Raw genomic sequence first — 25,139 nt, 5'->3', positions numbered from 1 at the left:
GGGGAGCGGCGACCGGTGGGAGACTTTTGTTTGACCACCGACAGAAGTGTGGTTAGCCTGGATCTCGCAGCAGCGGCTGCCTGACACCATCATCATTGAGGAGCATCGTGTCGACTTCCCAACTCTCTGTCCAGCTCTACTCGGTACGGGAGCCGCTCACCGCGGATCGTGCCGCAGCGCTGCAGCGCCTGACCGAGATCGGTTTCCGCCAGGCCGAGCCGTTCGGCTTCGGTCCCGGCGTCAGTCTGCAGGACATCCACGATGCCGGCCTCGCCACCCCGAGCGCGCACGGCAAGGTCATCGCCGACGACATCGACCTGTCGGCGGCCTTCGGCGCGGCGGCGGAGCAGGGCGTGCAGGTCCTCATCGACCCAGCCATCGCCGAAGAGCGCTTCGCCACGGCGGAGACGGTCGCTTCGATCGCCGACGAGCTGAACGCCGCGGCAGCGGTCGCCGCCGGTCACGGAGTCCAGGTGGGCTACCACAACCACTGGTGGGAGCTCGAGGGCGACGTCGCGGGCACCAGCCCGCTCGAGCACCTCGCCGCACTCACCGACCCGGCCGTCGTGTTCGAGGTCGACACCTACTGGGTCGAGGTCGGCGGACGCCGCGCGGTCGACGTCCTCGGTGCGATCGGCGATCGTGTGCGCTTCATCCACGTCAAGGACGGCGACGCCTCGCGCGACACGCTGAAGCAGCTGCCCGCGGGCGCCGGGGTCGTCCCGGTGCTCGACATCCTCGCCGCGGCACCGCAGGCCCTCCGCGTCGTCGAGTTCGACGCGTTCGACGGCGACATCTTCCAGGGGCTCGAGCAGAGCTTCACGTACCTCACCACGAACGGAGTCCAGGCATGAGCAACAGCACCGGAACGGTCGGTGTCGGCCTCATCGGCGCCGGCGTCATCAGCGACCAGTACCTCAGCAATATGGTCACCTTCCCCGACCTCGACGTCCGGTTCGTCGCGGACCTCGACCTCGAGCGGGCGAAGACGCAGGCCGAGAAGTACGGGGTGCCCGGCCACGGCTCGGTCGCCGAACTCCTGGCCGACCCCGAGATCGAGATCGTCGTCAACCTGACGATCCCGAAGGTCCACGTCGAGGTCGCCATGCAGATCCTCGACGCCGGCAAGCACGTGTGGAGCGAGAAGCCCTTCGCGCTCGACCGTGAGAGCGGGCAGGCCCTGCTGGCCGCCGCGACGGAGAAGGGGCTCCGCGTCGCCACGGCTCCGGACACCTTCCTCGGCGCCGGCATCCAGTCCGCCCGCCGGCTCGTCGAGGCCGGTGGCATCGGCCAGCCCCTCACCGCGCTGACCCTCATGCAGAGCCCCGGCCCGGAGTCGTGGCACCCGAACCCCGACTTCCTGTTCCAGGACGGCGCCGGTCCGCTCTTCGACATCGGCCCGTACTACATCACGGCGCTCGTGCAGCTGTTCGGTCCGATCGCCCGTGTCACCGCGCTGGCTTCGCAGGCCTTCCCGCAGCGGACGATCGGATCCGGCCCGCGCGCCGGTCAGTCGTTCGATGTGACGGTGCCGACGCACGTGAGCGCCCTCTTCGAGTTCGAGAGCGGCCAGCTCGCGCAGAGCGTCTTCAGCTTCGACTCCAAGCTCGGCCGCACGCAGTTCGAGGTCGCCGGCTCGACCGGCACGCTCGTCGTCCCCGACCCGAACACCTTCGAGGGCGACCTGCTCGTCTACGGCGGTGGCGAGGAGCCCGAGTCGATCCCGTCGACCGGTCCGACGCAGGGTCGCGGAACCGGGGTGGTCGAGCTCGCCCAGGCGATCCGCGCCGGTCGTCCCGAGCGCGCCTCCGGTGAGCTCGCCTACCACGTGCTCGACGTCATGGTCTCGACGGCCGAGTCGGGCCTGAGCCGTACCTCGGTGGACGTCGTCAGCACCGTGGAGCTCGCTCCCGCACTGCCGGAGTCGTGGACCCCGGCGGACGGCACCTTCGGAGCATGACCGTGGCCGGTCCCGGTATCGCGGTGGTGGGCGGTGGCTTCATGGCCACCGTCCACAGCCGGGCGGCCCGCGCTGCGGGTGCCCGGCTGGTCGGTGTCGTCGCCTCGACACCCGAACGCTCGCGGGAGGTCGCCGCGAGCCTCGGGTTCGAGCGTGGATACGGCTCGCTCGACGAGCTGCTGGCCGACCCCTCGGTCGACGTGGTACACGTCTGCACGCCGAACGCGCTCCACGCCGAGCAGGCACTCGCGGCCATCGCGGCGGGCAAGCACGTCGTCTGTGAGAAACCCCTCGCGACCGACGCCGCGACCGCCGAGCGTCTCGTCGCCGCCGCGGCCGAGGCCGGTGTCGTCGGCACGGTGCCGTTCGTGTACCGCTTCCACCCGCTCGTCCGGGAGGCCCGGGCGCGTGTCGCCGCCGGTGACCTCGGGACCCTGCTCACCATCAGCGGGTCCTACCTCCAGGACTGGTTGCTCGCGCAGGCCGACGACAACTGGCGGGTCGACTCGGCGGCCGGTGGCCGCTCGCGCGCCTTCGCCGACATCGGTTCGCACCTCGTCGACCTCCTCGAGTTCATCACCGGCGCGCGCATCACGGAGCTCAGTTCGACGGTCCGCACCTTCTTCGCCGAGCGCGCGAACACTCCGGAGGTCACGACCGAGGACGCGGCCGCGGTCGTGATCCGGCTCGAGGGCGGCGCCATCGGCACGCTGCTCGTCTCGCAGGTCGCGCCCGGTCGGAAGAACCGCCTGCACCTCGAGGTCGCCGGGACGGAGCTCAGCATCGGCTTCGATCAGGAAGCGCCGGAGACGCTGTGGCTCGGACGCCGGTCGGGGACGCAGGTATTGCCTCGCGACGCCGACCAGCTGCACCCGGACGCCGCACGCCTGTCCATCGTCCCCTCGGGGCACCCGATGGGCTACCAGGACGCCTTCAACGCGTTCGTGGCCGACAGCTACGCGGCGATGGCCGGGCAGTCGCCGGACGGCTTGCCCGTCTTCGCCGACGGACTCCGCACCGCGCGCATCACCGAGGCCGTCCTCGACGCGGCCGAAACCGGCCGCTGGGAAGCGATCGCCACCTCCACCGACGACGAGCAGAGGATCACCGCATGACCGACACCACCGACAAGCAGTACGCCAGCCGCCTCCCGGTGACCCTGTTCACCGGACAGTGGGCGGATCTCCCCTTCGAAGAGGTCGCCCGCCTCGCCGCCTCCTGGGGCTACGACGGCCTCGAGATCGCGGCCTCGGGCGACCACCTCGACCTGAAGCGCGCGGATGAGGACGACGCCTACCTGCAGTCCCGCCTCGACATCCTCGACCGGCACGGCCTCGAGGTCTTCGCGATCTCGAACCACCTCACCGGCCAGGCCGTGTGCGACGACCCGATCGACTTCCGCCACCAGGCGATCGTGCGCGACTACACCTGGGGCGACGGCGACGCGGAGGGGGTGCGCCAGCGGGCGGCCGAGGACATGAAGCGGTCCGCACGGGTCGCGCGCAAGCTCGGCGTCGACACGGTCGTCGGTTTCACGGGGTCGAAGATCTGGCAGTACTCCGCGATGTTCCCGCCGGTGCCGGCCTCCGTCATCGACGCTGGCTACGAGGACTTCGCCACCCGCTGGAACCCGATCCTCGACGTCTTCGACGCCGAAGGTGTCCGCTTCGCCCACGAGGTGCACCCGTCCGAGATCGCCTACGACTACTGGACGAGTGTCCGGACCCTCGAGGCGATCGACCACCGCCCGGCGTTCGGTTTCAACTGGGATCCGTCGCACATGATGTGGCAGGGCGTCGACCCGGTGGGGTTCATCGTCGAGTTCGCGAACCGGATCTACCACGTCGACTGCAAGGACACCCGGATCCGGCCGGCGACCGGTCACGCCGGCATCGTCGGCTCGCACCTGCCCTGGGGCGACCCGCGACGCGGCTGGGACTTCGTGTCGACCGGTCACGGCGACGTGCCGTGGGAGGACGCCTTCCGTGCCCTCTCGAGCATCGGCTACGCCGGGCCGATCTCGATCGAGTGGGAGGACGCCGGCATGGACCGCCTGCACGGAGCCGAGGAGGCCGTCGGATACATCCGGAACCTGCTCTGGAAGCTGCCCGAGCAGTCCTTCGACGCGGCGTTCAGCACCCAGTAGCCCCGGACCCTGAACTGCTTCTCCGGTCCCTGAGCTGCTTCTCCGGTCCCTGAGCTGCCTCTTCGGTCCCTGAGCTTGTCGAAGGGCGGTCGCCGGCTACAGCGCCTTCGCCGCCGCGACCAGCACCTGGTTGAGCGTCGGTGCGCCCGTCGCACGGAACACCTCGGTGCCGTCGTCGGCCGTGATGATGACGGTCGGGGTGGAGCGGATGCCGTCCGCCTCGGCCTCCGCCGAACGGAAGGCGACGTCGCGCTCCTCGACGACGGCACCGGCCACGAGCGCCGGGACCTCGGCCAGGACGGCGCGAGCCTGCATGCAGGGAGCGCAGAACGCGGAGGTGTACAGGGTGAGCTTCACGTCTCGTCCAACGCGACCCGGCGGTCGACCATTCCGCTTCGGTCGCCCGATCCTGGGGGAGTTGTCAATCGTCCACGCGATCGCGGGTTGATGGACCAGGATGGGCGTCATGAGAATCGCAGTGACGGGAGGCTCGGGCAAGCTCGGGCGAACAGTGGTCGGCCATCTTCGGGAGCACGGTCACCTGGTGATCAACCTCGACCAGGCGGGAGAGCGCGGTGACGGTTTCGTCCGCATCGACCTGCGTGACGCTGGCCAGGTGTTCGACGCCCTCACCGGTGTCGACGAGCAGGCGCCCGACGGGTTCGACGCGGTCGTCCACCTGAGCGCCATCCCCGCGCCGGGGCTCTCGACGAACACCGCGACCTTCCAGAACAACATCCTCAGCACCTACAACGTGTTCAACGCCGCCATCAAGGCCGGCATCACGAACATCGTCACGGCGTCGAGCGAGACCGTCCTCGGGCTGCCGTTCGACACCCCGCCGCCCTACATCCCCGTCGACGAGGCCTACGCCGCCCGACCCGAGTCGACGTACTCGCTCTCGAAGCACCTCGAGGAACAGCTGGCGATCGAACTCACGCGGTGGCACCCCGAGCTCAAGATCATCGCCCTCCGCTTCTCCAACGTGATGGACGAGGCCGACTACGCGGCGTTCCCGTCGTTCGACGCCGACGCCACCCTCCGCAAGTGGAACCTCTGGGGCTACATCGACGGCCGTGACGGCGCGCAGGCCGTGCGGCTCGCGCTCGAGCACCAGGCCACCGGGTTCGACCGGTTCATCATCGCTGCGGCCGACACGGTCATGTCGCGCGACAACGTCGAGCTCGTCGCGGAGGTCTTCCCGGACGTGCCCGTCAACGGCGACATCGCCGGCAACGGGACGCTGCTCTCGATCGACCACGCCCGCGAGGTCCTCGGGTACGACCCGAAGCACAGCTGGCGCTGACCCGTTCTCAGGAGTTCCTCGGCGCGTCGCTCGCTCGCGAGCCCGGCGCTCCAGAGGACTCCTGAGAAAGGGACTTCAGAGGGTGTCGTTGAGCTTCGCGAGGAGTTCGGCGAGCCGCCGCACCTCGGCCTCGTCCCAGGACGAGAGCTGCTGGTAGAGCATCGCCTGGTCGCTCGCCTTCGTCGACTCCATCCGGCGTTTGCCCTCGGCCGTCGCGACGACGAGGCTGGCTCGACCATCCTCGGGGTCCGGGGTCCTCGTGACGAGGCCGAGCTCCTCCAGCTGGTGGATGAGGCGGCTCACCGCGCTCTTGTCCGTCGCGAGCATCTCGGCCAGGGCACCGGCGCGGATCGCTCCAGAGCGCGAGACCATGCTGAGCAGCTTGTAGCCGGCCGGCTGGAGTCCGGGGGAGATCCGCTCGGCCCGGTCGCGGATGCCGTTGCGGATGCGGTTGATGAGCAGCGCGAACTGCTCCTCCACGGCACCGATCGCGAGGTCGTGCGCGGTACCGGCCGCTGCGTCGTCGGCAGCGGCCGGCCCGGCCTGGGCGTCGTGATCGATGGACATCGTTCGCATTGTACGGACTAGCGGCCGTGGCGGGGGCTGTGTGCCTCGGCCTCCGAGCCGCTGTCGGCGTCGGCGGTCTCGTCCCGTCCTCGCTCGAGTCGGGTGTCCGCCTCGCCACCGATCATGGCCTCGGCCACGTCCAGCGCACCGGTCGCGAACGACTGGGTCGACGTGGACGCGGTGGCCGTCGTGACGGAACCGGTGGCCGCGCCGACGAGGGCCGGCTCCCCGGCGCCCTGCTCGGCCATGCGCTGCACGGCGTTCTTCGAACCGAGCTTCTTGTTCGGCAGGAAGATCACGGCGATGATCGTCAGGATCGCGAGTGGTGCGGCGACGAGGAAGATGTCGGCGACCGCGTCACCGTAGACGGATTCGATGATGGTCCGCACCGACTCGGGTAGCGTGCTCACCTTCGGGATCGTGCCGCTCGAGAGCGTCTCGGCGATCTTGGCGCCGGGAGCACCGAGGGCGACGATTGCCGCCTGCAGGTCGTCCTGTCGGTCGGAGAGCATGTCGGTGACCTTCGTCGCGAGCACCGAGCCCATGACCGAGACGCCGATCGTGCCGCCGAGGCTGCGGAAGAACGCGACACCCGCGCTCGCCGTGCCCAGCTGCTGCGGCAGGACGTCGTTCTGGACCACGAGCACGAGGTTCTGCATGACCATGCCGACACCGGCGCCGAGGACGAACATGTACACGGAGACGAGCAGGTAGTTCGAGTCGTAGTGGATCGTGCTCATGAGGAACAGGCCGACGGTGAGGAGGATCGAACCCACGATGAGGTACGGCTTCCAGTGGCCGAAGCGGGAGATGAACTGCCCGACCACGATGGAGGCGATCAGGAGGCCGCCGATCATCGGGAGCGTCAGCAGACCCGACTCCGTCGGCGTCGCTCCACGCGCCAGCTGCATGTACTGGCTGAGGAACACCGAGGTGCCGAACATCGCCACACCCACCGAGATGCTCGCGACGACCGCGAGGGTGAAGGTGCGGTTCTTGAACAGCGACATCGGGATGATCGGCTCGTCGACCTTGATCTCGACGATGACCGCTGCGGCGAGCAGGAGGACGGAGATGCCCACCATGACGAGCGTCGTGAAGCTCGCCCACTCGAACTGCGTCCCGGCCAGGGTGACCCAGATGAGCAGCAGCGAGACCCCGCCGGCGATCAGGGCTGCGCCCAGGTAGTCGATCTTGACCTTGCCGACGTTCCGCTTCGGGAGGTGGAGCGTGCGCTGCAGGAGGAAGATCGCGGCGATCGCGAAGGGGACACCGACGAAGAAGTTCCAGCGCCAGCCGAGCGAGTCGGTGAGGAGGCCGCCGAAGAGCGGGCCGCCGACCGTGCCGACCGCCATCACCGCGCCGAAGAGGCCCATGTAGCGGCCACGCTCACGCGGGCTGATGATGTCGGCCATGATGATCTGGCTGAGCGCCGTGAGACCACCGGCGCCGAGGCCCTGCAGGACGCGGAAGCCGATGAGCGTGCCGGTGTCCTGCGAGAAGCCCGCGAGCGCCGAGCCGAGGACGAAGATCCCGAGCGCCAGCTGGATGAGCAGCTTGCGGTTGAAGAGGTCGGCGAACTTGCCCCAGATGGGCGTCGAGACGGTGGTGGCGAGCAACGTGGCCGTGACGACCCAGGTGAACGCCGTCTGGTCGCCGATCAGGTCGGAGATGATCCGGGGGAGGGAGGTCGAGACGACGGTTCCGGCGAGGATCGACACGAACATGCCGAGGAGGAGGCCGGAGAGGGCCTCGAGCACCTGGCGATGCGTCATGCCGTTGTCCGCGCGAGCGGGCGTGGCGGGTGTTGAAGTGGTGTGTGACATGGGCTCCGCGATCGTGATGACGTCAGCTAGTTGATATGCGTCAACTATATGAGAAGTAGTTGATCAGTGTCAACCAATCACGACGGCGGGGTATTCCCGTGGCCCTTCGACAGGGTGTAGGCGGCTCGGGGAGCGGATGTGGGCCGCTCCCCTAGCCTGCCGAGTGGCCGATCAGCGCCGAATCGTGACGTCCTTGAGCTTCCCGTTCGCGATGTGGAGACGACGCTCGGCGCGCTTGGCGACCGCGGTGTCGTGCGTCACCACGACGACCGTGAGCCCGCGGTCGCGCCACAGACCCTCGAGGAGGTCCATGATCTCGTCGCGGGTCTCCTCGTCGAGGTTGCCGGTCGGTTCGTCGGCGAGCAGCACCTCGGGCTCCTTGACGAGCGCACGGGCGATCGCCACCCGCTGCTGCTGCCCGCCGGACAACTCGGCGGGGAGGTGCGAACCCCGCTCGGAGAGTCCGACGGACGCGAGCGCCGCCCGAGCCCTGGTTTCGCGTTCGGCCCGAGGCGTGCCGATCGGGACCAGGGCCATCTCGACGTTCTCCTGTGCCGTCAGCGTCGGGATGAGGTTGAACCCCTGGAACACGAAGCCGATCTCCGTGGCGCGGATCCTGCCGAGCTTCGTCTCGCTGAGCGTCGAGAGGTCGTCACCGGCGAGGGAGATGCTGCCGGCGGTCGGTCGGTCCAGCGCGCCGAGCATCTGGAGGAGCGTCGACTTGCCGCCGCCGGTCGGACCTTGGATGGCGACGAACTGTCCGTCGGGGATGTCGAGGTCGACGCCGTCGAGCGCCGTGACGGAGCGCTTCGCCTGGCGGTACTGCTTGGTGAGGCCGGTGATCGTGTACATGGGGTCCTTCGTTCTGCTGGTCGGAGTGAGAAGTGGGACCGCCGGGTGGTGCAGGAGAGACGACCACCCGGCGGCGTCTGGTGCGTCGCCTAGGCGACGGAGCGGAGCGCCTCGGCCGGACGCAGCCGTGAGGCGCGCCACCCGCCGATGGCACCCGCGAGCAGCCCGCCGATGACGGCGATCCCGACGGCGATGACGATGATCCACGCGGTCACGGGAGCCTGGAGGACGATGTCGGTGGTGGTCGCGGCCGCAGCGCCCGGGGCGCCGCCGAACCCACCGGCCGTTCCCGCCGCCGCGTCCGCCGGCATGCCCGCGGCGCCGCCGGGTCCGCCGAGCCCGCCACCGGCCGAGGTCGTCGCCGCCGCGCTGAGCGTCGGGGCGACGAGGTTCACGACGAGGATGCCGACGAGGCCGACCGCGACACCGACGGCGCCGCCGATGAGTGACTGCACGACGGACTCACCCGCGACCTGGCCGACGATGCGCCGGTCGCTCCAGCCGATCGCCTTGAGCGTGCCGAACTCGCGGGTGCGGCGCGTGACGCCGGAGATCGTGAACAGGATCGCGATGAGGAACGCGGCTGCGAGCACGATGAGCGACAGCCAGGTGCCGAGGTTGGACACGAGCGTCGACGCCGAGGCGAGCGAGCCGGACACGGTGGACGCGAGGTCCTCCTGGGTGCTCACGGTCGCGTCGGGCAGTGCCGTCTCGATGTCCGTCTGCACCTGCGTGATGTCGGTCGACGAGGCGGCCTGCACGTACACGTCGCTGACCTGGTCGTCGAGTCCGGCGAGCGTCTGCGCGACGTCGAGGGGGATGTAGACGTTCGAGGCGGTCGTGGCGTCGGCTCCGGAGGCGGTCACCGTGCCGACCACGCTGAACGTGGTGCCCACGATGTCGATTGTGTCGCCGGTGGCGATCCCCGCCTCCGTCGCGTAGGAGGCGTCGAGGACGGCGACGTCCGTGCCCGCGTCGTCGGCTGCGAGCGAGCGTCCGTCGCTGAGGGTGACGGCCGAGAGCGGACCGACGGCGTCGCCCGAGGGGTCGAGACCGAGGACCGTGAAGGAGTCGACGCCGAAGGAGCTCCCGCCTGCGCCGTCCGGACCACCCCGCGGCGGGGTCGCGCCGGTCGCGTCATCGCCGGGCACGCCTGCCGTCCCATCGGATCCCTGCGCCTGGGAGAAGTCGGGCAGCTCGCCCGTGAAGGTCGTGTTCGTGAGCGACAGGGTGGCTGCGGCGGCTTCGACGTTGGCGACGTCGGTGATCGTGCCGAGCGCCGTCGCGTCGAAGGTCGACGTGCCGCGCGCCGCCTCGAGCCGCGACTGGTTGACGGTCGTCGTGCCGTCGCTCGTCGATCCGTCGCCCGAGCCGAAGTCGAAGTTCTGGCCGGGGCCACCGCCCTCCGTCGGCGCTTCGGCGGCTTGACTGACGGTGATGTCCGTTCCGACCCCGTAGACGGATTCCAGCACCGACGCCTGCGCCGTCTTCACGCCGGCTGCGACCGAGTTGACGATGATCACGAGGGCGATGGCGAGCGCCATCCCGATGGCGATGATGATGGTCTGTTTCCGACGACCGACGAGTTCCCGCCGGAGATAGGTTCCGAACATGTCTGAGTTTCCTTCTGCTCTGGTGCACGTGCCGGCGTCCCCGTTGCGGGACGCCGACGATCCGCACGTCGCGGATGACTTGGACCGGACGCTACGGAGGCCCGCTTGGCCTGCGCCTCGGCGACGCTATGAATCGGCCCAGGTCGATGTGGGCGCCTCGCCGGCTCGGGGAGGGCACAGCATCCGTCTGGTCGGTTCATAGACAGCTCATAGGGCGGAGGCGAATACTGAACGCGTGAACATCCCGACCCAGGCGCCCGGTGCCGCGCGAAGCGCACTCAAACGGGCCGACGGCACCGCCGTCCGTGTGCTCGTCGTCGACGACGAGGCGACGCTCACGGACCTCCTGCAGATGGCCCTGCGCTACGAGGGCTGGGAGATCCGGACCGCCGCCGACGGCCGCGAGGCCCTCACGACCGCCCGCGACTTCCGCCCGGACGCCATCGTGCTCGACATCATGCTGCCCGACCTGGACGGCCTGCAGGTGCTGAACCGCCTGCGGACCTCGGGGAGCGACGTCCCCGTCCTGTTCCTCACCGCCAAGGACTCGCTCGACGACCGCATCGCGGGCCTCACCGCCGGCGGCGACGACTACGTGACCAAGCCCTTCAGCCTCGAGGAGGTCGTCGCCCGGCTGCGCGGGCTCATCCGCCGCTCGACCCTGCTGGCCGCCGACGAGTCCGGCCCGGACATCGTGGTCGGCGACCTCGTGCTGAACGAGGACAGCCACGAGGTGACGCGCGACGGCGAGCCCATCGAACTCACCGCGACCGAGTTCGAGTTGCTGCGGTTCCTCATGCGGAACCCGCGCCGGGTGCTGAGCAAGGCCCAGATCCTCGACCGGGTGTGGAGCTACGACTTCGGCGGTCGTGCGAGCGTCGTCGAGATCTACATCTCCTACCTGCGGAAGAAGATCGATGCCGGGCGCGAGCCCATGATCCACACCGTGCGCGGCGCCGGCTACATGTTGAAGATCCCGACGGTCGGTTCGTGACCACGAGCGCCCCCGTCACCGACCCGGCAGCGACGACCACCGACTCCACCCACCCCAAGCGCGCTCCGTGGACGCTCCGTCGACGCCTCATGGTCGTCGTCGTCGGGCTCCTCGCCCTCGGCAGCGCCGTCGTCGGAGTCGCGAGCGCGGTGGCGGTGAGCGGCCTCCTCACCGAGGGCGTCGACAACCAGCTCACGAAGGCCGCCGCGCGGATCGTCGACTACGGTCGCAACGGTCAACTCCCCACGCCGGAGTCCATCCCCGACGCCGCGATCCCGGACGGCTACGGCGGTGGCTCGGGCACGCGCGAGCCGCCCGCCTTCATCGGCGCTCCGGGCCTCGGCCCCGGCGCACTCGGGGCGATCGTCGTCGACGGCACCATCGTCAGCGCCGGATACCTCAACGCCGACGGCAGCACGGTCCCGTGCACCGAGAGTCAGGACGCCATGATCCTCACGGTGTCGGCCGGTGACCGACCGTCGACCATCAACCTCGGGGAGCACCTCGGCGACTACCGCGTCGTCGCCGTCACCGACGCGAGCGGCGCGACGAGGATCATCGGGCTGCCGCTCGCCGAGGTCGCGTCGACGGTCATGCAGCTCGTCACCCTCATCGCGATCATGAGCGTCGTGGTCCTGCTGCTCGCCGGGCTGGCCGCGTTCGCGATCGTGCGGTACTCGCTCCGCCCGCTCGACCGGGTCGTCGCGACGGCCGCGGTCGTCGCCGAACTGCCCCTCGACCGCGGTGAGGTGGCGCTCGCCGTCCGGGTACCGGAGTCGGACACCGACCCGCGCACCGAGGTCGGACGCGTCGGATCGGCGATCAACCGCATGCTCGGGCACGTCTCGTCCGCGCTGAACGCCCGGCAGGCGAGCGAGAACAAGGTGCGCCGGTTCGTCTCGGACGCGAGCCACGAGCTCCGGACCCCGCTGGCGTCCATCGCCGGATACTCGGAACTCGCCGCCCGGAAGTCGGACGCGCTGCCGGAGGACGTCACGCACTCCCTCGGCCGGATCCGCTCCGAGGCCGGTCGCATGACCACGATCGTCGAGGACCTGCTGCTGCTGGCGCGGTTGGACGAGGGACGCGAACTCGCGAAGCGCCCCGTCGACCTCACCGAACTCGTCATCCACACCGTCGGCGACGCCCATGTCGCCGGGCCGGACCACGTGTTCGAACTGGACTTCCCCGAGGAGCCCGTCCTCGTCACGGGTGATGCGTCCCGACTGCAACAGGTGATCGTCAACCTACTCGCCAACGCGCGGACCCACACGCCCGCCGGGACGACCGTGCGGACGGGGCTGGCGGTCGAGAGCGGTCCTGCGGGCGAGATCGCCGTGCTGACCGTGTCGGACGACGGCCCCGGCATCGACCCCGCGCTGCAGCCCAACCTCTTCGAGCGCTTCGTCCGTGGCGACGACTCCCGCTCACGGGCCACCGGGAGCACCGGCCTCGGGCTCGCGATCGTGCACGCCGTCGTGGCCGCGCACCACGGCACGGTCAGGTGCGAGAGCACACCAGGACGGACGGTGTTCCGCGTCGAGCTGCCGGCCGTCGCCACCCCGGACGTCCTCGTCCCGACGGCGGAGTGATCCGTGAGGCCGGGTAGCGTGGTCCCCATGTGGGTCAAGGTGTGCGGTCTGTCCGAGGCGTCCGACGTCGCTGCGGCGGTGGACGCCGGAGTCGACGCGATCGGATTCGTCTTCGCGCCGGGGTCGCCCCGGACCATCGAGCCCGAACGCGTCGCCTCGCTGCTCGCCGACGTCCCCGAGTCGGTGCTCACGGTCGGCGTCTTCCGGCGCCAGTCGGTCGAGGAGGTCTCGCGGATCGCCGGTGCTGCCGGGGTGCAGGCCGTCCAGCTCCACGGTGACGAACCACCCGAGGCGTTCCAGGAGCTGCAGGCGATGGGATGGCGGACGCTCCGGGCGACCTCGGCGGTGCACTACGCCTCCGAGAACGCCGCCGAGCGCGCCGCCTACGCCGAGGAGCTGTTGCTCCTCGATGCACCTGACCCGGGAGCCGGGAAGACCTTCGACACGATCGCTCTGGTGGCGAACCCACCCACCCGCACGTGGATCCTCGCCGGTGGTCTCACGCCGGAGAACGTCCAGGGCCTCATCGCGGAACTCCGGCCCTGGGGGGTCGACGTGTCCAGCGGGGTCGAGTCCTCGCGCGGGGTGAAGTCGCCGGAGCTCATCCGTTCGTTCGTGCACGCCGCCCGCACCGCCCGGGCCGTCTGAGCGTCTGCGGGACACCCGCTGGTCCGGGGTGCGACCCGCGCGCTACATTCGTCGGATGAGGCGGTCGGTCGACCGCGATGACGACAAGGAGCGCCACCACCGTGATCGACACCATCCTGCTCGCCGCTGACGACAACGGTCGTGCCGCCATCGAGTTCATGAACGCCCCCGCCAACGTCTTCGGCGGCATCATCGGCTACGCGCTGTTCGTCGCCTCCGTCTGGGGGATGTTCGAGAAGTCTGGCCGCTCCGGCTGGACCGCGATCATCCCGATCTACAACTGGTACGTCGTCGTGAAGCTCGCCGGCTTCACGGGTGCGGCGACCATCCTCTACTTCATCCCTCTCGTGAACATCGTGTTCGGGTGGATCGTCGGATGGCACATCGGCAAGCAGTTCGACAAGAGCACGGTGTTCCGGATCTTCGGACTCGTCCTGTTCCAGCTGATCGGGTTCTTCATCCTCAGCTACGGTTCGGACCGCTACGTGGGCAAGCAGGCCGACCGCGCCTAGCCGGCGGTCACCTGGGCCGGACGCTCACCGGGACGGCCACGCCCACGGCGGCGTCGACAGCAGGCCCTGATCCTCGACGGTCGTCTCGCCGAGTCGCTTCACCAGCCGGTGTTCGTGCACCTCGCCGGCCTCGAGCATGGCCTCGATGAGTGGGCGGGCGTGGGAGACGACCACGAGCTGTGTGTCGGCGCTCGCCGCGGTGATGAGCCGAGCGAGCTGGGGGAGGAGGTCGCCGTGCAGGCTCGTCTCGGGTTCGTTCAGCACCATGAGCTCGGGCGGGCGAGGGGTGAGGAGCGCCGCGACGAGCAGCAGGTAGCGGAGCGTGCCGTCGGACAGCTCGCCGGCCGAGAGCGGACGGAGCATCCCGGGCTGTTCGAGCTCCAGTCGGAACACCCCGTCGTCGGCGCGCACGCGCAGCACGCTGCCGGGGAACGCGTCGTCGACGGCGGCGTCGAGCCGGTCCCGACCGCCGGACTCGATGATCGTCTGCACCGCGGCGGCGAGGTCCGCGCCGTCGTGGCCGAGGACCGGCGTCCTCGTGCCGACCTGTGGCGCACGTGCGGGGGCGTCGCGGTCGGTCCGGAACTGGTCGTAGAACCGCCAGCCGCGCACCTGGCCGCGCACGCGGAGGACCTCGGGCGTCGCGTCGGCGTCCGAGAACTCGGTGAGGATGCTCTCCGAGGTGCCGAGCGTTCGACCGATCGGACGCCACGACCCGTCGCGGACCCGGACCGCCGGACCGTGCCGGTCGACGAGCAGGCTGCTCGGTTTGGCCAGTGCGCCGGCGAAGATCTGCTCCCGCTTGATCTCGGGGTCGCGGCCGAACAGCGTCGTGGACGGCTCCGGGATCCCGAGGTCGACGAGATACCCCAGCGTGTCCGTCGCGAACCCGAGTCGCAGGCTGATCGGACCCGTGCGGCGCGTGCCCTGGACCGGGACGGAACCGTCGACCATGGCTCGACTCACGTGCTCGGGGCCGGCCCAGAGCGTCGAGGAGAGCCCGCCGTCGCGCGCGAGGGATCCGACGACATCGCCGTCGCCCGCACTCGCGAGGAGTCGGAGTGCCCGGTAGAGGTTGGACTTGCCGGTGCCGTTCGCGCCGGTCACGACGTCGAGGCCGTGCAGCGGCAGCACGGTGTCTCGGATGGAACGGTAGCCGGAGATGGCGAGCGTCTGGATCATGGCTCCATGGTGCCGGTCGCCTCGGACATCCGGACGGGCGGTCGTGAGCGCCCGGTGCACGCCTGTCGGAACGGGGCCGGGGGTGTGTTATGGTTGTCGAAACCAAAGACCGCCGGTCACTGTCGCGTGCAAACGAGACAGTCGAAGGTTCTCATGACGAGACGTCCAGCGCAGGTGTATGAAGATCTGATCGAGGCTCGCCTCTCCCCAGCTCCGTGCGCTTGCGCCGGAGCTTTTTTCATGCCCGAACCCTTCGCCGGCCCGGCGGTTGGTGTGTGCGGCCTCCGCTGCATGCATTCAAGATTCGAAAAGGAGTGGCCATGGCGAACAAGGAAGCCTCGGTTGCCGAACTCACGGAGAAGTTCCAGAGCTCGACTGCCGTTCTGCTGACCGAGTACCGCGGCCTCACTGTTGCTCAGCTCAAGAACCTGCGCAAGAGCATCAGTGCGGACGCAACCTACGCCGTGGTGAAGAACACGCTGACCAAGATCGCGGCGAACAACGCCGGCATCTCGTCGTTCGACGACGAGCTCGCCGGTCCGTCCGCGATCGCATTCGTGCACGGTGACCCGGTCACCGTCGCGAAGGCTCTTCGTGACTTCGCCAAGGCAAACCCTCTCCTCGTGGTCAAGGGCGGTTACTTCGACGGTAACCCGCTGACCGCTGAAGAAGTCGGCAAGCTCGCCGACCTCGAGTCCCGTGAAGTGCTGCTGGCAAAGCTTGCCGGCGCCGTCAAGGCCTCGCTGTTCGGAGCTGCCTACCTCTTCAACGCACCGCTCTCGAAGGCCGTTCGCACGGTCGAGGCGCTGCGCGAGAAGCAGGAGTCCGCGGCCGAGTAATTCGGTTCCGCGAACAATCAACCCCGTACCTGTCCGCCGCGTGATGCGGTTGCAGGGCATGAAACAAGGAGAACAATCATGGCAAAGCTGTCAAACGAAGAACTGATCAACGCGTTCAAGGAGCTCACGCTCATCGAGCTCAGCGAGTTCGTCAAGCTGTTCGAGGAGACCTTCGAGGTCACCGCTGCTGCTCCCGTCGCCGTCGCCGGCCCGGCTGCTGCTGGCGCTGCTGTCGAAGAGGTCGAAGAGAAGACCGACTTCGACGTCATCCTCGAGGCTGCTGGCGACAAGAAGATCCAGGTCATCAAGACGGTCCGCGAGCTCACCTCGCTCGGCCTCGGCGAGGCCAAGGCTCTCGTCGACGGCGCTCCGGCTGCCGTCCTCGAAGGCGCCAACAAGGAAGCCGCTGACAAGGCGAAGGAAGCCCTCGAGGCTGCCGGCGCCACCGTCACGCTCAAGTAGTCGGTCCCCTGCGGGGGACAACCACTGGGCTGGCGACCGACTCCGGTCGGTCGCCGCTGACGATCGCGGATCTTCTTGAGACGAGTGCTGCACGCACTCGGCAGAGACATCCGTGATCGGAGGGCATCGCCCCCGATTCGTTCGGGAGCGGTGCCCTCCGTCAGTTAATCGGAGGGCCTGCGATTCGTCGCGTCACTCCACACGGACGCGGATGCTCTGCACCCGTCGACGACGTTCGTCGACGGTTCACGCAGGTATCCGCGTCGTCGTCCCGCTCCGTGTGAGCGTGGGCCGTCGGTGCGGTGCCCGAATCGGGAGAACCCACCACCATGAACACCCACGCACGCTGGCGTGCAACCATCACCTGGATCCGAGCCCAGCTCGCATCCGCCTTCACCGAGTCGGAACGGGCGAGCGACGCCCATCCGCCCGATCCGCGGGTCAGCCAGTCCTTCACCACCTGGATGCGCTGACCGGTTCACAATTCAGGTCCGCCTGGGCGAGTCCCGCCCTGCGGGAGGCTCCCGGTGCCGACGCGCCGGGAGCCTCCTGAATGGTGATCACCGGACTGAGGGTGCAAGTGCATAGCTTAGCTATGTATACTGGATGGATCATGACCGAGAACCGTACGCATTCACCCCTGCACACCATCCTCGGCGACCTCATCACGGCATCGCACCGGCTCACCCGCCTTGCCGCCCAGGCCACCGGATCCTCCGAATCGCCCGCCGTCTGGCGCACGCTCTCCGTGCTCACCACGGTCGGCCCCGTCCGGGTCGGCGAACTGGCCCGCCAGAGCCGGGTGTCCCAACCCACGATGACGAAGCTCGTGCAGAGCCTCGACGAGCGCGACTGGATCAAACGGATCGCCGACGTCGACGACCACCGCGCGTGGCTCATCGCCATCGCCCCCAAGGGGACGGCCGCCCTCCTCGCCTGGCTGGACGAGCTCACCAACGCCCTGGAGCCGGCCTTCACCGACCTCGAGGACGACGACCTCGCTGCGATCGCCAGGACGGTCGAGATCATCCAGGCCCGCGTGGCCGTCGAGATCGCCTCGGAGCTGACGGCATGAGCGCCGAAACCAGCGCACGCACGTCCTCCGTGCCCACGCCCACGGCGTCGAGCCACGGCCACGGCGCCGGCCACAGTGCAGACCTCGGCGGCATCCTGCACCAGCCGAAGGCCGTCTGGGCGGTCGCCTTCGCGAGCGTCATCGCCTTCATGGGCATCGGCCTCGTCGACCCGATCCTCCCCGCGATCGCCGAAGACCTCCAGGCGACGCCGACCCAGGCCGAGATGCTCTTCACGAGCTACCTGCTCGTCACCGGCGTGGCCATGCTCTTCACGAGCTGGCTGTCGAGCCGGATCGGTGCCAAACGCACGCTCCTCATCGGACTCGCACTCGTCGTCCTGTTCGCCCTCCTCGCGGGCCTGTCCGACTCCGTCGGAGCCGTCATCGGCTTCCGGGCCGGCTGGGGCCTCGGCAACGCGCTCTTCATCTCGACGGCACTCGCCACCATCGTCGGTGCTGCAGCGGGCGGCCGCGCCAACGCGATCATCCTGTACGAAGCGGCACTCGGGCTCGGCATCGCGATCGGTCCACTCCTCGGTGGTCTCCTCGGCGGCATCGGCTGGAAGTGGCCGTTCTTCGGCACCGCGACGCTCATGGCCGTCGGGTTCATCGCGATCGTCACCCTGCTGAAGGCCGAGGGGCCGAAGCCTGAGCCGCTCAAGCTGTCCGCGCCGTTCAAGGCGCTGGCGATCCCGTCGCTCGGCATCCTCGCGGCAGCCGCCCTGTTCTACAACATCGGCTTCTTCACCCTGCTCGCCTACTCGCCGTTCCCGCTCGGCCTCGATGCGATGGGTCTCGGGTTCACCTTCTTCGGCTGGGGTGTCGCGCTGGCGATCACGAGCGTGTTCGTCGCACCGCTGCTCACGGCTCGGATGCGTCGCACCTCCGTGATCAAGCTGGTCCTGCCGTTGCTGGCGCTGGACCTCGTCGCGGCCGGACTCCTCGTGCAGTCCACCACCGGCCTCATCGTCTGCATCGTCGTCGGCGGACTCCTGCTCGGCGTCATGAACACGGTGCTGACCGAGTCGGTCATGGAGGCGACGGACCTGCCGAGCAACGTCGCATCCTCGGCGTACTCGTCCGTACGGTTCCTCGGTGGGGCCATCGCGCCGCCGGCCGCCGCGGAGATCGCGAAGCTCCTCTCGCCTGCCGCACCGTACTACGTGGCCGCCGGCTCGCTCATCGTCGCGGTCCTCATCGTCGTCCTCGGACGCAAGCACCTCGCCCGCGTCGACGGTCCGGTGGAGAGCGAACTCGACGAGGCCATCGCGATCACCGCAGCCGACGCGAGCTGATCCGACCGGTCACCGCGCCCCACTGACGCGAGCGCTCCCCTCCGGGGGCCCGCGCTCACGGCAGTGGGGCGCGCTCGCGTCCGCGCACCGCGCTGGGGGCGCAGCCGGGTGTCTACTCGGCTGACTCGGGGCGCGTCGTGGTCTGTCGGATCACCAGACGGGTCGGCCAGCGCACCTCGGAGACGGTGCTGCCCGGCTCCCCGGAGTCCGGGGCCTGCGTGCGTTGCTCGTCCTCCAGGTCTTGGAGGAGGATCTCGACGGCATGCCGCCCCTGCGCGCGGGGCTCCTGCTCGAAGGTGGTGAGCGCGAACATCTCCGCGTAGGAGTGCCCGTCAATCCCGATGACCGACAGCTCCGCCGGAACGGTGATCCCGAGGCGTCGTGCGGCGATGATGATGCCGATCGCCACCTCGTCCGTCGAGGCGAACACCGCCGTCGGGCGGATCCTCGCGTCCCGCAGCAACTGCGCCGCGGCCTCGTACCCGCCCGGCAACGAGTGGACCGCGGGCAGGACGTGCACGGCCGAGGTGAGCCCTGCATCCTCCATCGCCGCGAGGTAGCCGGCCAGGCGCCTGCCGTGCACGGTGTCCGTCTGCAGTTCGGCGTCGTGACCGGTGATGTGGGCGATGCGCGTGTGCCCGAGCGTCATGAGGTGCTCCGTCGCCTCGCGGCCGAGCGCCTGGTCGTCGATGTTGATGGAGTGGGCCCCGCGGATGTTGCCGCCGATCGACACGAGTGGACGGGGGTTGGCGAGCAGGCGCGCGATCTCGTCCTGCGAGGCCTCGATCCCGATCGAGATCATGCCGTCGAAGCGCTTGTTCGTGAGGTACGAGTCGAAGATGCGGTCGCGTTCCGGGGAGTCGGGCGGCAGATGGTGGAGCGTCAGGTCGTAGCCCCGCGCACGGAGTGCCCCCTCGGCGCCCTCGAGGACCTCCCCGAAGTACCAGCGGTTGAGGAACGAGGTGAGGACACCGATGGCCAGCGTGCGTCCGGTGGACAGGCTCGCGGCGATGGGCGAGGCGACGTACCCGATCGTGGCCGCGGCCTGCACGACCCGTTCCCGGGTCTCGGCCGACACGTATCCGCGCCCGGTGAGCGCTCGCGAGGCCGTCGCTTTCGAGACGCCGGCGAGGGCCGCGACATCGCTGATGGCACCACTCATGCCGACTCCCTCCGTTGGGTAGCACCACCATAGCGAATCTGGAACAGACCTGGAACTGCAGACTGGAACTGATCCATAACATCTGGAACACGAATGGACCGCCCGGCCGCATGATTTCGGTGGGAGCGCTCTCACTGTTTATTTCGTTATGTTCTCGTGCTTGCATCCTGTCGCCGGGTGAAGTACTTTGACGCATGGAAACGGTTCCGCATCCGGGCCGATTCCGCACCAGTGCATCATCGGAACGGCTCGACCCTGGAGACGTTCGAACCTGCAGCACTCAATGAGGAGGACACAGATGAGTTTCATTCGGACCCGCCGGACGGCCCTGCCGCTGGCCGTCCTGGCCGTCGCGGGCGTCGCGCTCACCGCTTGTTCAGGCGGATCGGGCAGCAGCGGCGGTGGCGACGACGACAAGACCGTCACCATCTACGGGACGATCGCCGACACCGAGGCGAAGCTGCTCGAGGAGAGCTGGGCCGACTTCGAGAAGGACAGCGGCATCACGATCAAGTACGAGTCCTCCAAGGAGTTCGAGTCGCAGATCGGTATCCGCGCCCAGGGCGGCAACCCGCCCGACCTCGCGATCTTCCCGCAGCCCGGCCTCCTGGCCGACCTCGCCAAGCGCGACTACCTGAAGCCCGCGCCCGACAGCGTCAAGGCGAACATCGAGAAGTACTGGTCGAAGGACTGGGCCGCCTACGGCACCGTCAACGACACCGTCTACGGCGCGCCGCTCATGGCGAGCGTCAAGGGCCTCGTCTGGTACCAGCCGGCCAAGTTCAAGGAATGGGGCGTCGAGGTCCCGAAGACCTGGGACGAGCTGCTCACGCTGACCAAGACGATCCAGGAGAAGACGGGTGCAGCTCCCTGGTGCGCCGGCTTCGGCTCCGGCGACGCCTCGGGCTGGCCCGGCACCGACTGGATCGAAGACCTCGTCCTGCGCCAGCAGGGCCCGGACGTCTACGACGACTGGGTGGCCAACAAGGTCAAGTTCACCGACCCGAAGATCAAGGAAGCGTTCGACTCGGTCGGCGAGATCCTCAAGAACCCGGAGTACGTGAACGCGAGCTTCGGCGACGTGTCCTCGATCAACTCGACCGAGTTCGGTGACGTCGCTCCGGCGCTCGCCTCCGGCGCCTGCGCACTGCACCACCAGGCATCCTTCTTCTCCGGCTTCCTCGAGGACGCCGGCGCGACCGTCGCCCCCGACGGTGACGTGTGGGCCTTCGTGACCCCCGGCATCAAGGAGGGCGAGACCGCTGTCACCGGCGGTGGCGAGATCGTCGGCGCGTTCAGCGACGACGAGAGCACCGTCAAGGTCCAGGAGTACCTCTCGAGCCCTGAGTGGGCGAACAAGCGGGTCAAGCTCGGCGGCGTCATCTCGGCCAACAACGGCCTCGACCCGGCGAACGCCTCGACCCCGATCCTCAGCCAGGCGATCGAGATCCTGCAGGACGAGAAGACCACGTTCCGCTTCGACGCCTCCGACCTGATGCCCGGTGCCGTCGGCGCCGGAACCTTCTGGAAGGGCCTCGTGAACTGGATCAACGGCGACGAGACCGACCAGGTCCTCAAGGACATCGAAGCCGGCTGGCCCTCCAGCGAGTAATCGATATCCGGAACTGCTGCTCATGAGCGGAAGCGCCGGAGGGTGATCACCCTCCGGCGCTTCCGCCTCGGCAGTGGAACCCCCTAGGGTTCACTCAGGGTCCAACGCCGTACTCGAAAGGCCAGCTATGTCAGGTTTCCTCAACTGGTTGGGCGGACTGCCACCGCTCGCCCAGATCCCGATCGTCGTCATCGCCTTCGGCGCGGTGGTGGCCCTCCTCCTCTTCTTCGTGGACATCGCGCCACGCAAGGGCACCCTCTACACGGTCATCCGTCTGGCGTTCTGCGTCCTGGTGCCCGTCATCGTCGTCCTCTTCTTCGGCTCGTTCCTGTGGGCCGCGGCTGTCGCAGCCGTCCTGGGTGGCGTGCTCTTCCTCCTCGACTACCGCTCCAAGAAGGGCGTCGGGTACCTCGTCCAGCTCGTCGGCTTCCTCGCACCGGCGTTCCTGCTGCTGCTGATCGGCCTGATCCTGCCGTCGATCAACACGACGATCGCCGCATTCATGTCGGCGTCCGGCAAGAACTTCGTCGGGCTGAACAACTTCATCTGGCTGTTCACGCAGCCGAGCGCGATCCGCACCGTGATCAACACGATCATCTGGGTGCTGCTCGTCCCGGCGCTGTCGACGGCCTTCGGCCTCGCGTACGCGGTGTTCATCGACAAGTCCCGCGGTGAGAAGTACTTCAAGATCCTCGTCTTCATGCCGATGGCGATCTCCTTCGTCGGCGCATCCATCATCTGGCGCTTCATCTACGCCTACCGTGAGGCCGGCGCGACCCAGATCGGTCTGCTCAACCAGATCGTCGTGTGGTTCGGCGGCACCCCGGTGCAGTGGTTGCAGAACGAGCCGTGGAACACGCTGTTCCTCATCGTCGTGCTCATCTGGGTGCAGACCGGGTTCGCGATGGTCGTCCTGTCCGCCGCGATCAAGGGTGTCCCCACCGAGCAGATCGAGGCCGCCGAGCTCGACGGCACGAACGGCTGGCAGCGCTTCACCAACGTCATCGTCCCCGGCATCCGCTCCTCGCTGGTCGTCGTCGTCACGACGATCTCCATCGCGTCGCTGAAGGTCTTCGACATCGTCCGCACCATGACCGCCGGTAACAACGGCACCTCGGTCATCGCGAATGAGATGTACACCCAGTTCAAGAACTTCGAGAACGGCCGGAGTGCGGCGTTCGCCGTGATCCTGTTCATCCTCGTGCTGCCGATCGTCATCTACAACGCACGGCAGATCAAGAAGCAGAGGGAGATCCGATGAGTGCTGTGCAGCCGATCGAACTACCGATCGACGAGTCCACGAAGGACCAGCTCGCGAAGGGTGAACGCGGTATCGAGGCTGCGAGCCGACGGACGAAGAAGCGGCTCACGAGCCGTGGCGCGACCATCGCGGCCGTCGTCATCGCCGTGCTGTGGACGATCCCGACCTTCGGTCTCTTCGTCTCCTCGTTCCGGCCTGAGCAGCAGGTGAAGACCACCGGTTGGTGGACGATCTTCTCCGACTTCCAGGTCACCATCGACAACTACGTGCAGGTGCTGCAGGCCGGCAACTCGACGCTGAACCTCGCGGGCTCGTGGGTCAACTCGATCGCCATCGCGGTCCCGGCGACCCTGATCCCGCTGGTGGTGGCGAGCCTCGCGGCGTACGCGTTCGCGTGGATCGACTTCCGCGGCAAGAACTTCCTGTTCATCCTCGTGTTCGCGCTGCAGGTCGTGCCGATCCAGATGGCGCTCGTCCCGCTGCTGTCGACCTTCTCCCGTGGCCTGAACATCTTCGGTCTGCAGGTCGGCGAGGGACTGGACGCGAGCGGCACCTTCGCCCAGGTGTGGATCGCCCACACCATGTTCGCGCTGCCGCTGGCGATCTTCCTGCTGCACAACTTCGTCGCGGAGATCCCCGGCGAGGTCATCGAGGCGGCACGCGTCGACGGCGCGGGTCACGGTCAGATCTTCTTCCGGATCGTGCTGCCCCTGACCATGCCCGCCATCGCGTCGTTCGCGATCTTCCAGTTCCTGTGGGTGTGGAACGACCTGCTGGTCGCGCTCATCTTCGCGGACGGCGAGGTCGCACCGATCACGAAGCTGCTGGCGGAGATCACGGGTACGCGTGGCAACGAGTGGCACCTGCTCACGGCCGGCGCGTTCATCTCGATCCTCGTCCCGCTGGTCGTGTTCTTCGCGCTGCAGCGGTACTTCGTCCGCGGGCTCCTGGCCGGTTCGACGAAGGGCTGACCCGACGCCGCGGTTCGATCCTCCGATCGACAGCGTCGTCGGTGCGCGAACGCCCCGGGAGCTCACGCTCCCGGGGCGGGTCGTCTTGTCTGGTTCACAATTCAGGTGAGCCTCGGCGTGCCCCGCCCGACTGACCGGGTTGTGGACGCAACACTCCGCGGACATCCTGAGTTGTGGACCGAGAGTAACGGCACATCGAACGACCAGTCGAGGTCACGATTCGGCGAGAGCCGAACGAATGGCTCCTTCGACGGCGTACCAGTCGTCCATGACCATCCGGTAGGTGAATCGGAGGACGCGGTACCCGCGGATCGCCAGCATCGCGTCCCGCCAGCGGTCGTGCTCGTGAGCATCTGGCGTGTCGTGGAACTCACGTCCGTCCCACTCGATCACGATCCGTCCCGCCAGGACGAGGTCGACCCGTCCTACCCCATCGATGAGTACCTGGTGGACTCCGCGGATGCCCGCACGCTCGAGGCGGATCCGGCCGATGGTCTCGAGGAAGCTGTGGCAGCCGCTCTCTCGCCGGGGGAGGGCGTCGAAGAACCGGCGGGGGAGTTCCCGCAGCCAGTCCTCGAGATGAGCTGCGCCGCGTGGATCGACGTTGATGAAGGAGTCGAATGCGGCGACGGCGAGGTCGGGATGCTGGCAGGCTGCGATCTGCAGGGTGGTCTCGTACGGCGAGGTCAGGAGCTTCGGTCGGTCATCTCTGGAGAGGGGCGAGTGCCAGTGCAGAACGAGACCTTGCAGGTCGCGGAACTCCTCGCCACTGGGGTAGGTCGTCCGGTCATCGGGATGGCGGAGTCGTGAGGCGTTCTCGGTGAGGCTCACATGCACCTCACCCCTCCGGGCAACGGCCCAGCCGTAACGCTCCGCGGCTGAAACACAGCCCAGTCGCCCGCCCACCCGTACGGCCCGGATCAAGGCTGGATCTGCGGCGGGTGCCGCGTACCAGCCACGGCGTGGTCGGACGAGGAGTCCTGTCGCCACCGCGAAGGTCAGTTGTCGCCCCGTGAAACCGTGGTCGATCAGTTCACGCCGAGTCGCCACCTGTCCCAGGTGCTCTACGGCGGTCGCGAGTCCGATCATCGCTCCAGCGTCCTCGTGTCGCATCCGCTGCGATGACGCACGCCTGCGCCGATGTGCACCGATGACCGGTTCGACCGGTTGTGGAGCACGCTCGTGTCGGTTCACAACTCAGGATCGGGGACGGCGTGTCGGCCAGCAGGCACACAAACGGAGGCGAAACGCCGAGCCACTCCTG

General features: G+C 68.5%; 25 protein-coding genes. 17 read left to right on the top strand and 8 right to left on the bottom strand.

Going from position 1 to position 25,139, the window contains the following annotated elements; translation table 11 throughout:
* Positions 1-107 precede the first annotated feature (107 nt).
* From EAO79_RS00260 to EAO79_RS00245, 4 genes are read left to right on the top strand one after another with little or no spacing between them, the layout of a single operon-like run.
* Positions 108-854 carry a sugar phosphate isomerase/epimerase gene (locus EAO79_RS00260; protein WP_079706711.1) on the top strand — a complete coding sequence of 249 codons (747 nt, stop codon included), beginning with the start codon at positions 108-110 and terminating at the stop codon, positions 852-854.
* Positions 851-1,960, top strand: coding sequence for a Gfo/Idh/MocA family protein (locus EAO79_RS00255; RefSeq protein WP_079706712.1), 1,110 nt, complete (start codon positions 851-853; stop codon positions 1,958-1,960). The genes EAO79_RS00260 and EAO79_RS00255 overlap by 4 nt, the downstream gene beginning before the upstream one ends.
* Positions 1,957-3,075: a Gfo/Idh/MocA family protein gene (locus EAO79_RS00250; protein WP_124767347.1), complete on the top strand. Its 1,119-nt coding sequence runs from the start codon at positions 1,957-1,959 to the stop codon at positions 3,073-3,075. The genes EAO79_RS00255 and EAO79_RS00250 overlap by 4 nt, the downstream gene beginning before the upstream one ends.
* Positions 3,072-4,106 carry a sugar phosphate isomerase/epimerase gene (locus tag EAO79_RS00245; RefSeq protein WP_064294543.1) on the top strand — a complete coding sequence of 345 codons (1,035 nt, stop codon included), beginning with the start codon at positions 3,072-3,074 and terminating at the stop codon, positions 4,104-4,106. The genes EAO79_RS00250 and EAO79_RS00245 overlap by 4 nt, the downstream gene beginning before the upstream one ends.
* A gap of 96 nt (positions 4,107-4,202) precedes the next feature.
* On the opposite strand, the gene EAO79_RS00240 is transcribed toward EAO79_RS00245, so the two are convergent.
* Complete coding sequence (locus EAO79_RS00240; RefSeq protein WP_064294542.1) at positions 4,203-4,463, bottom strand: hypothetical protein; 261 nt, start codon at positions 4,461-4,463, stop codon at positions 4,203-4,205.
* Positions 4,464-4,572: 109 nt separating this feature from the next.
* Between EAO79_RS00240 and EAO79_RS00235 the strand changes: the two genes are divergently transcribed.
* Positions 4,573-5,412 (top strand): NAD(P)-dependent oxidoreductase, encoded by an 840-nt coding sequence (locus EAO79_RS00235; RefSeq protein ID WP_124767346.1) that lies wholly within the window; start codon positions 4,573-4,575, stop codon positions 5,410-5,412.
* 75 nt (positions 5,413-5,487) lie between these two features.
* On the opposite strand, the gene EAO79_RS00230 is transcribed toward EAO79_RS00235, so the two are convergent.
* From EAO79_RS00230 to EAO79_RS00215, 4 genes are all read right to left on the bottom strand, one after another.
* Complete coding sequence (locus tag EAO79_RS00230) at positions 5,488-5,979, bottom strand: MarR family winged helix-turn-helix transcriptional regulator (RefSeq protein ID WP_159879906.1); 492 nt, start codon at positions 5,977-5,979, stop codon at positions 5,488-5,490.
* Between the two features lie 17 nt (positions 5,980-5,996).
* The gene (locus EAO79_RS00225) at positions 5,997-7,805 is read right to left on the bottom strand and encodes an MDR family MFS transporter (RefSeq protein ID WP_371413657.1); all 1,809 of its coding nucleotides are present in this window, start codon (positions 7,803-7,805) and stop codon (positions 5,997-5,999) included.
* A 171-nt stretch (positions 7,806-7,976) separates the two neighbouring features.
* Complete coding sequence (locus EAO79_RS00220) at positions 7,977-8,657, bottom strand: ABC transporter ATP-binding protein (protein ID WP_124767345.1); 681 nt, start codon at positions 8,655-8,657, stop codon at positions 7,977-7,979.
* A gap of 89 nt (positions 8,658-8,746) precedes the next feature.
* A complete protein-coding gene (locus EAO79_RS00215; protein ID WP_124767344.1) occupies positions 8,747-10,270 on the bottom strand; it encodes an ABC transporter permease in 1,524 nt (507 codons plus the stop codon).
* 235 nt (positions 10,271-10,505) lie between these two features.
* On the opposite strand from EAO79_RS00215, the gene EAO79_RS00210 reads away from it, so the two are divergent.
* The 4 genes from EAO79_RS00210 (at position 10,506) to EAO79_RS00195 (ending at position 14,016) form a co-directional block, all read left to right on the top strand.
* Complete coding sequence (locus EAO79_RS00210; RefSeq protein ID WP_124767343.1) at positions 10,506-11,264, top strand: response regulator transcription factor; 759 nt, start codon at positions 10,506-10,508, stop codon at positions 11,262-11,264.
* Entirely contained in the window at positions 11,261-12,856 is a 1,596-nt protein-coding gene (locus EAO79_RS00205; protein ID WP_124767342.1) for a cell wall metabolism sensor histidine kinase WalK, read from the top strand. The genes EAO79_RS00210 and EAO79_RS00205 overlap by 4 nt, the downstream gene beginning before the upstream one ends.
* Positions 12,857-12,883: 27 nt before the next feature.
* Positions 12,884-13,504: a phosphoribosylanthranilate isomerase gene (locus tag EAO79_RS00200; RefSeq protein ID WP_124767341.1), complete on the top strand. Its 621-nt coding sequence runs from the start codon at positions 12,884-12,886 to the stop codon at positions 13,502-13,504.
* Positions 13,505-13,605: 101 nt separating this feature from the next.
* The gene (locus EAO79_RS00195) at positions 13,606-14,016 is read left to right on the top strand and encodes a DUF5684 domain-containing protein (protein WP_124767340.1); all 411 of its coding nucleotides are present in this window, start codon (positions 13,606-13,608) and stop codon (positions 14,014-14,016) included.
* 24 nt (positions 14,017-14,040) lie between these two features.
* On the opposite strand, the gene EAO79_RS00190 is transcribed toward EAO79_RS00195, so the two are convergent.
* Entirely contained in the window at positions 14,041-15,198 is a 1,158-nt protein-coding gene (locus tag EAO79_RS00190) for an AAA family ATPase (protein ID WP_124767339.1), read from the bottom strand.
* 320 nt (positions 15,199-15,518) lie between these two features.
* Here EAO79_RS00190 and rplJ point away from each other — a divergent pair, with 320 nt between their 5' ends.
* From rplJ to EAO79_RS00170, 5 genes are all read left to right on the top strand, one after another.
* Positions 15,519-16,037 carry a 50S ribosomal protein L10 gene (rplJ, locus tag EAO79_RS00185; protein ID WP_079706724.1) on the top strand — a complete coding sequence of 173 codons (519 nt, stop codon included), beginning with the start codon at positions 15,519-15,521 and terminating at the stop codon, positions 16,035-16,037.
* A 78-nt stretch (positions 16,038-16,115) separates the two neighbouring features.
* Positions 16,116-16,499, top strand: coding sequence for a 50S ribosomal protein L7/L12 (rplL, locus tag EAO79_RS00180; RefSeq protein WP_056014124.1), 384 nt, complete (start codon positions 16,116-16,118; stop codon positions 16,497-16,499).
* A 329-nt stretch (positions 16,500-16,828) separates the two neighbouring features.
* Complete coding sequence (locus EAO79_RS18980) at positions 16,829-16,972, top strand: hypothetical protein (RefSeq protein ID WP_153303516.1); 144 nt, start codon at positions 16,829-16,831, stop codon at positions 16,970-16,972.
* Between the two features lie 140 nt (positions 16,973-17,112).
* Complete coding sequence (locus EAO79_RS00175; protein WP_124767338.1) at positions 17,113-17,574, top strand: MarR family winged helix-turn-helix transcriptional regulator; 462 nt, start codon at positions 17,113-17,115, stop codon at positions 17,572-17,574.
* Positions 17,571-18,869, top strand: a complete 1,299-nt coding sequence (locus tag EAO79_RS00170) for an MFS transporter (RefSeq protein WP_124767337.1) — start codon at positions 17,571-17,573, stop codon at positions 18,867-18,869. The genes EAO79_RS00175 and EAO79_RS00170 overlap by 4 nt, the downstream gene beginning before the upstream one ends.
* A gap of 112 nt (positions 18,870-18,981) precedes the next feature.
* On the opposite strand, the gene EAO79_RS00165 is transcribed toward EAO79_RS00170, so the two are convergent.
* Positions 18,982-20,031: a LacI family DNA-binding transcriptional regulator gene (locus tag EAO79_RS00165; protein WP_124767336.1), complete on the bottom strand. Its 1,050-nt coding sequence runs from the start codon at positions 20,029-20,031 to the stop codon at positions 18,982-18,984.
* A 298-nt stretch (positions 20,032-20,329) separates the two neighbouring features.
* On the opposite strand from EAO79_RS00165, the gene EAO79_RS00160 reads away from it, so the two are divergent.
* The 3 genes from EAO79_RS00160 (at position 20,330) to EAO79_RS00150 (ending at position 23,875) form a co-directional block, all read left to right on the top strand.
* Complete coding sequence (locus EAO79_RS00160) at positions 20,330-21,643, top strand: ABC transporter substrate-binding protein (RefSeq protein WP_079706728.1); 1,314 nt, start codon at positions 20,330-20,332, stop codon at positions 21,641-21,643.
* 127 nt (positions 21,644-21,770) lie between these two features.
* The gene (locus EAO79_RS00155) at positions 21,771-22,904 is read left to right on the top strand and encodes a carbohydrate ABC transporter permease (protein ID WP_079706729.1); all 1,134 of its coding nucleotides are present in this window, start codon (positions 21,771-21,773) and stop codon (positions 22,902-22,904) included.
* Positions 22,901-23,875, top strand: a complete 975-nt coding sequence (locus EAO79_RS00150; RefSeq protein WP_079706730.1) for a carbohydrate ABC transporter permease — start codon at positions 22,901-22,903, stop codon at positions 23,873-23,875. The genes EAO79_RS00155 and EAO79_RS00150 overlap by 4 nt, the downstream gene beginning before the upstream one ends.
* A gap of 213 nt (positions 23,876-24,088) precedes the next feature.
* On the opposite strand, the gene EAO79_RS00145 is transcribed toward EAO79_RS00150, so the two are convergent.
* On the bottom strand, positions 24,089-24,964 hold the full coding sequence (locus EAO79_RS00145; protein WP_164486843.1) for a DUF559 domain-containing protein: 876 nt from the start codon (positions 24,962-24,964) through the stop codon (positions 24,089-24,091).
* Positions 24,965-25,139 lie beyond the last annotated feature (175 nt).

It is taken from the genome of Plantibacter sp. PA-3-X8 (assembly GCF_003856975.1).
GTDB classification, from domain to species: Bacteria; Actinomycetota; Actinomycetes; order Actinomycetales; family Microbacteriaceae; genus Plantibacter; species Plantibacter auratus.
This window is presented reverse-complemented; position numbering and strand designations above follow the sequence as displayed.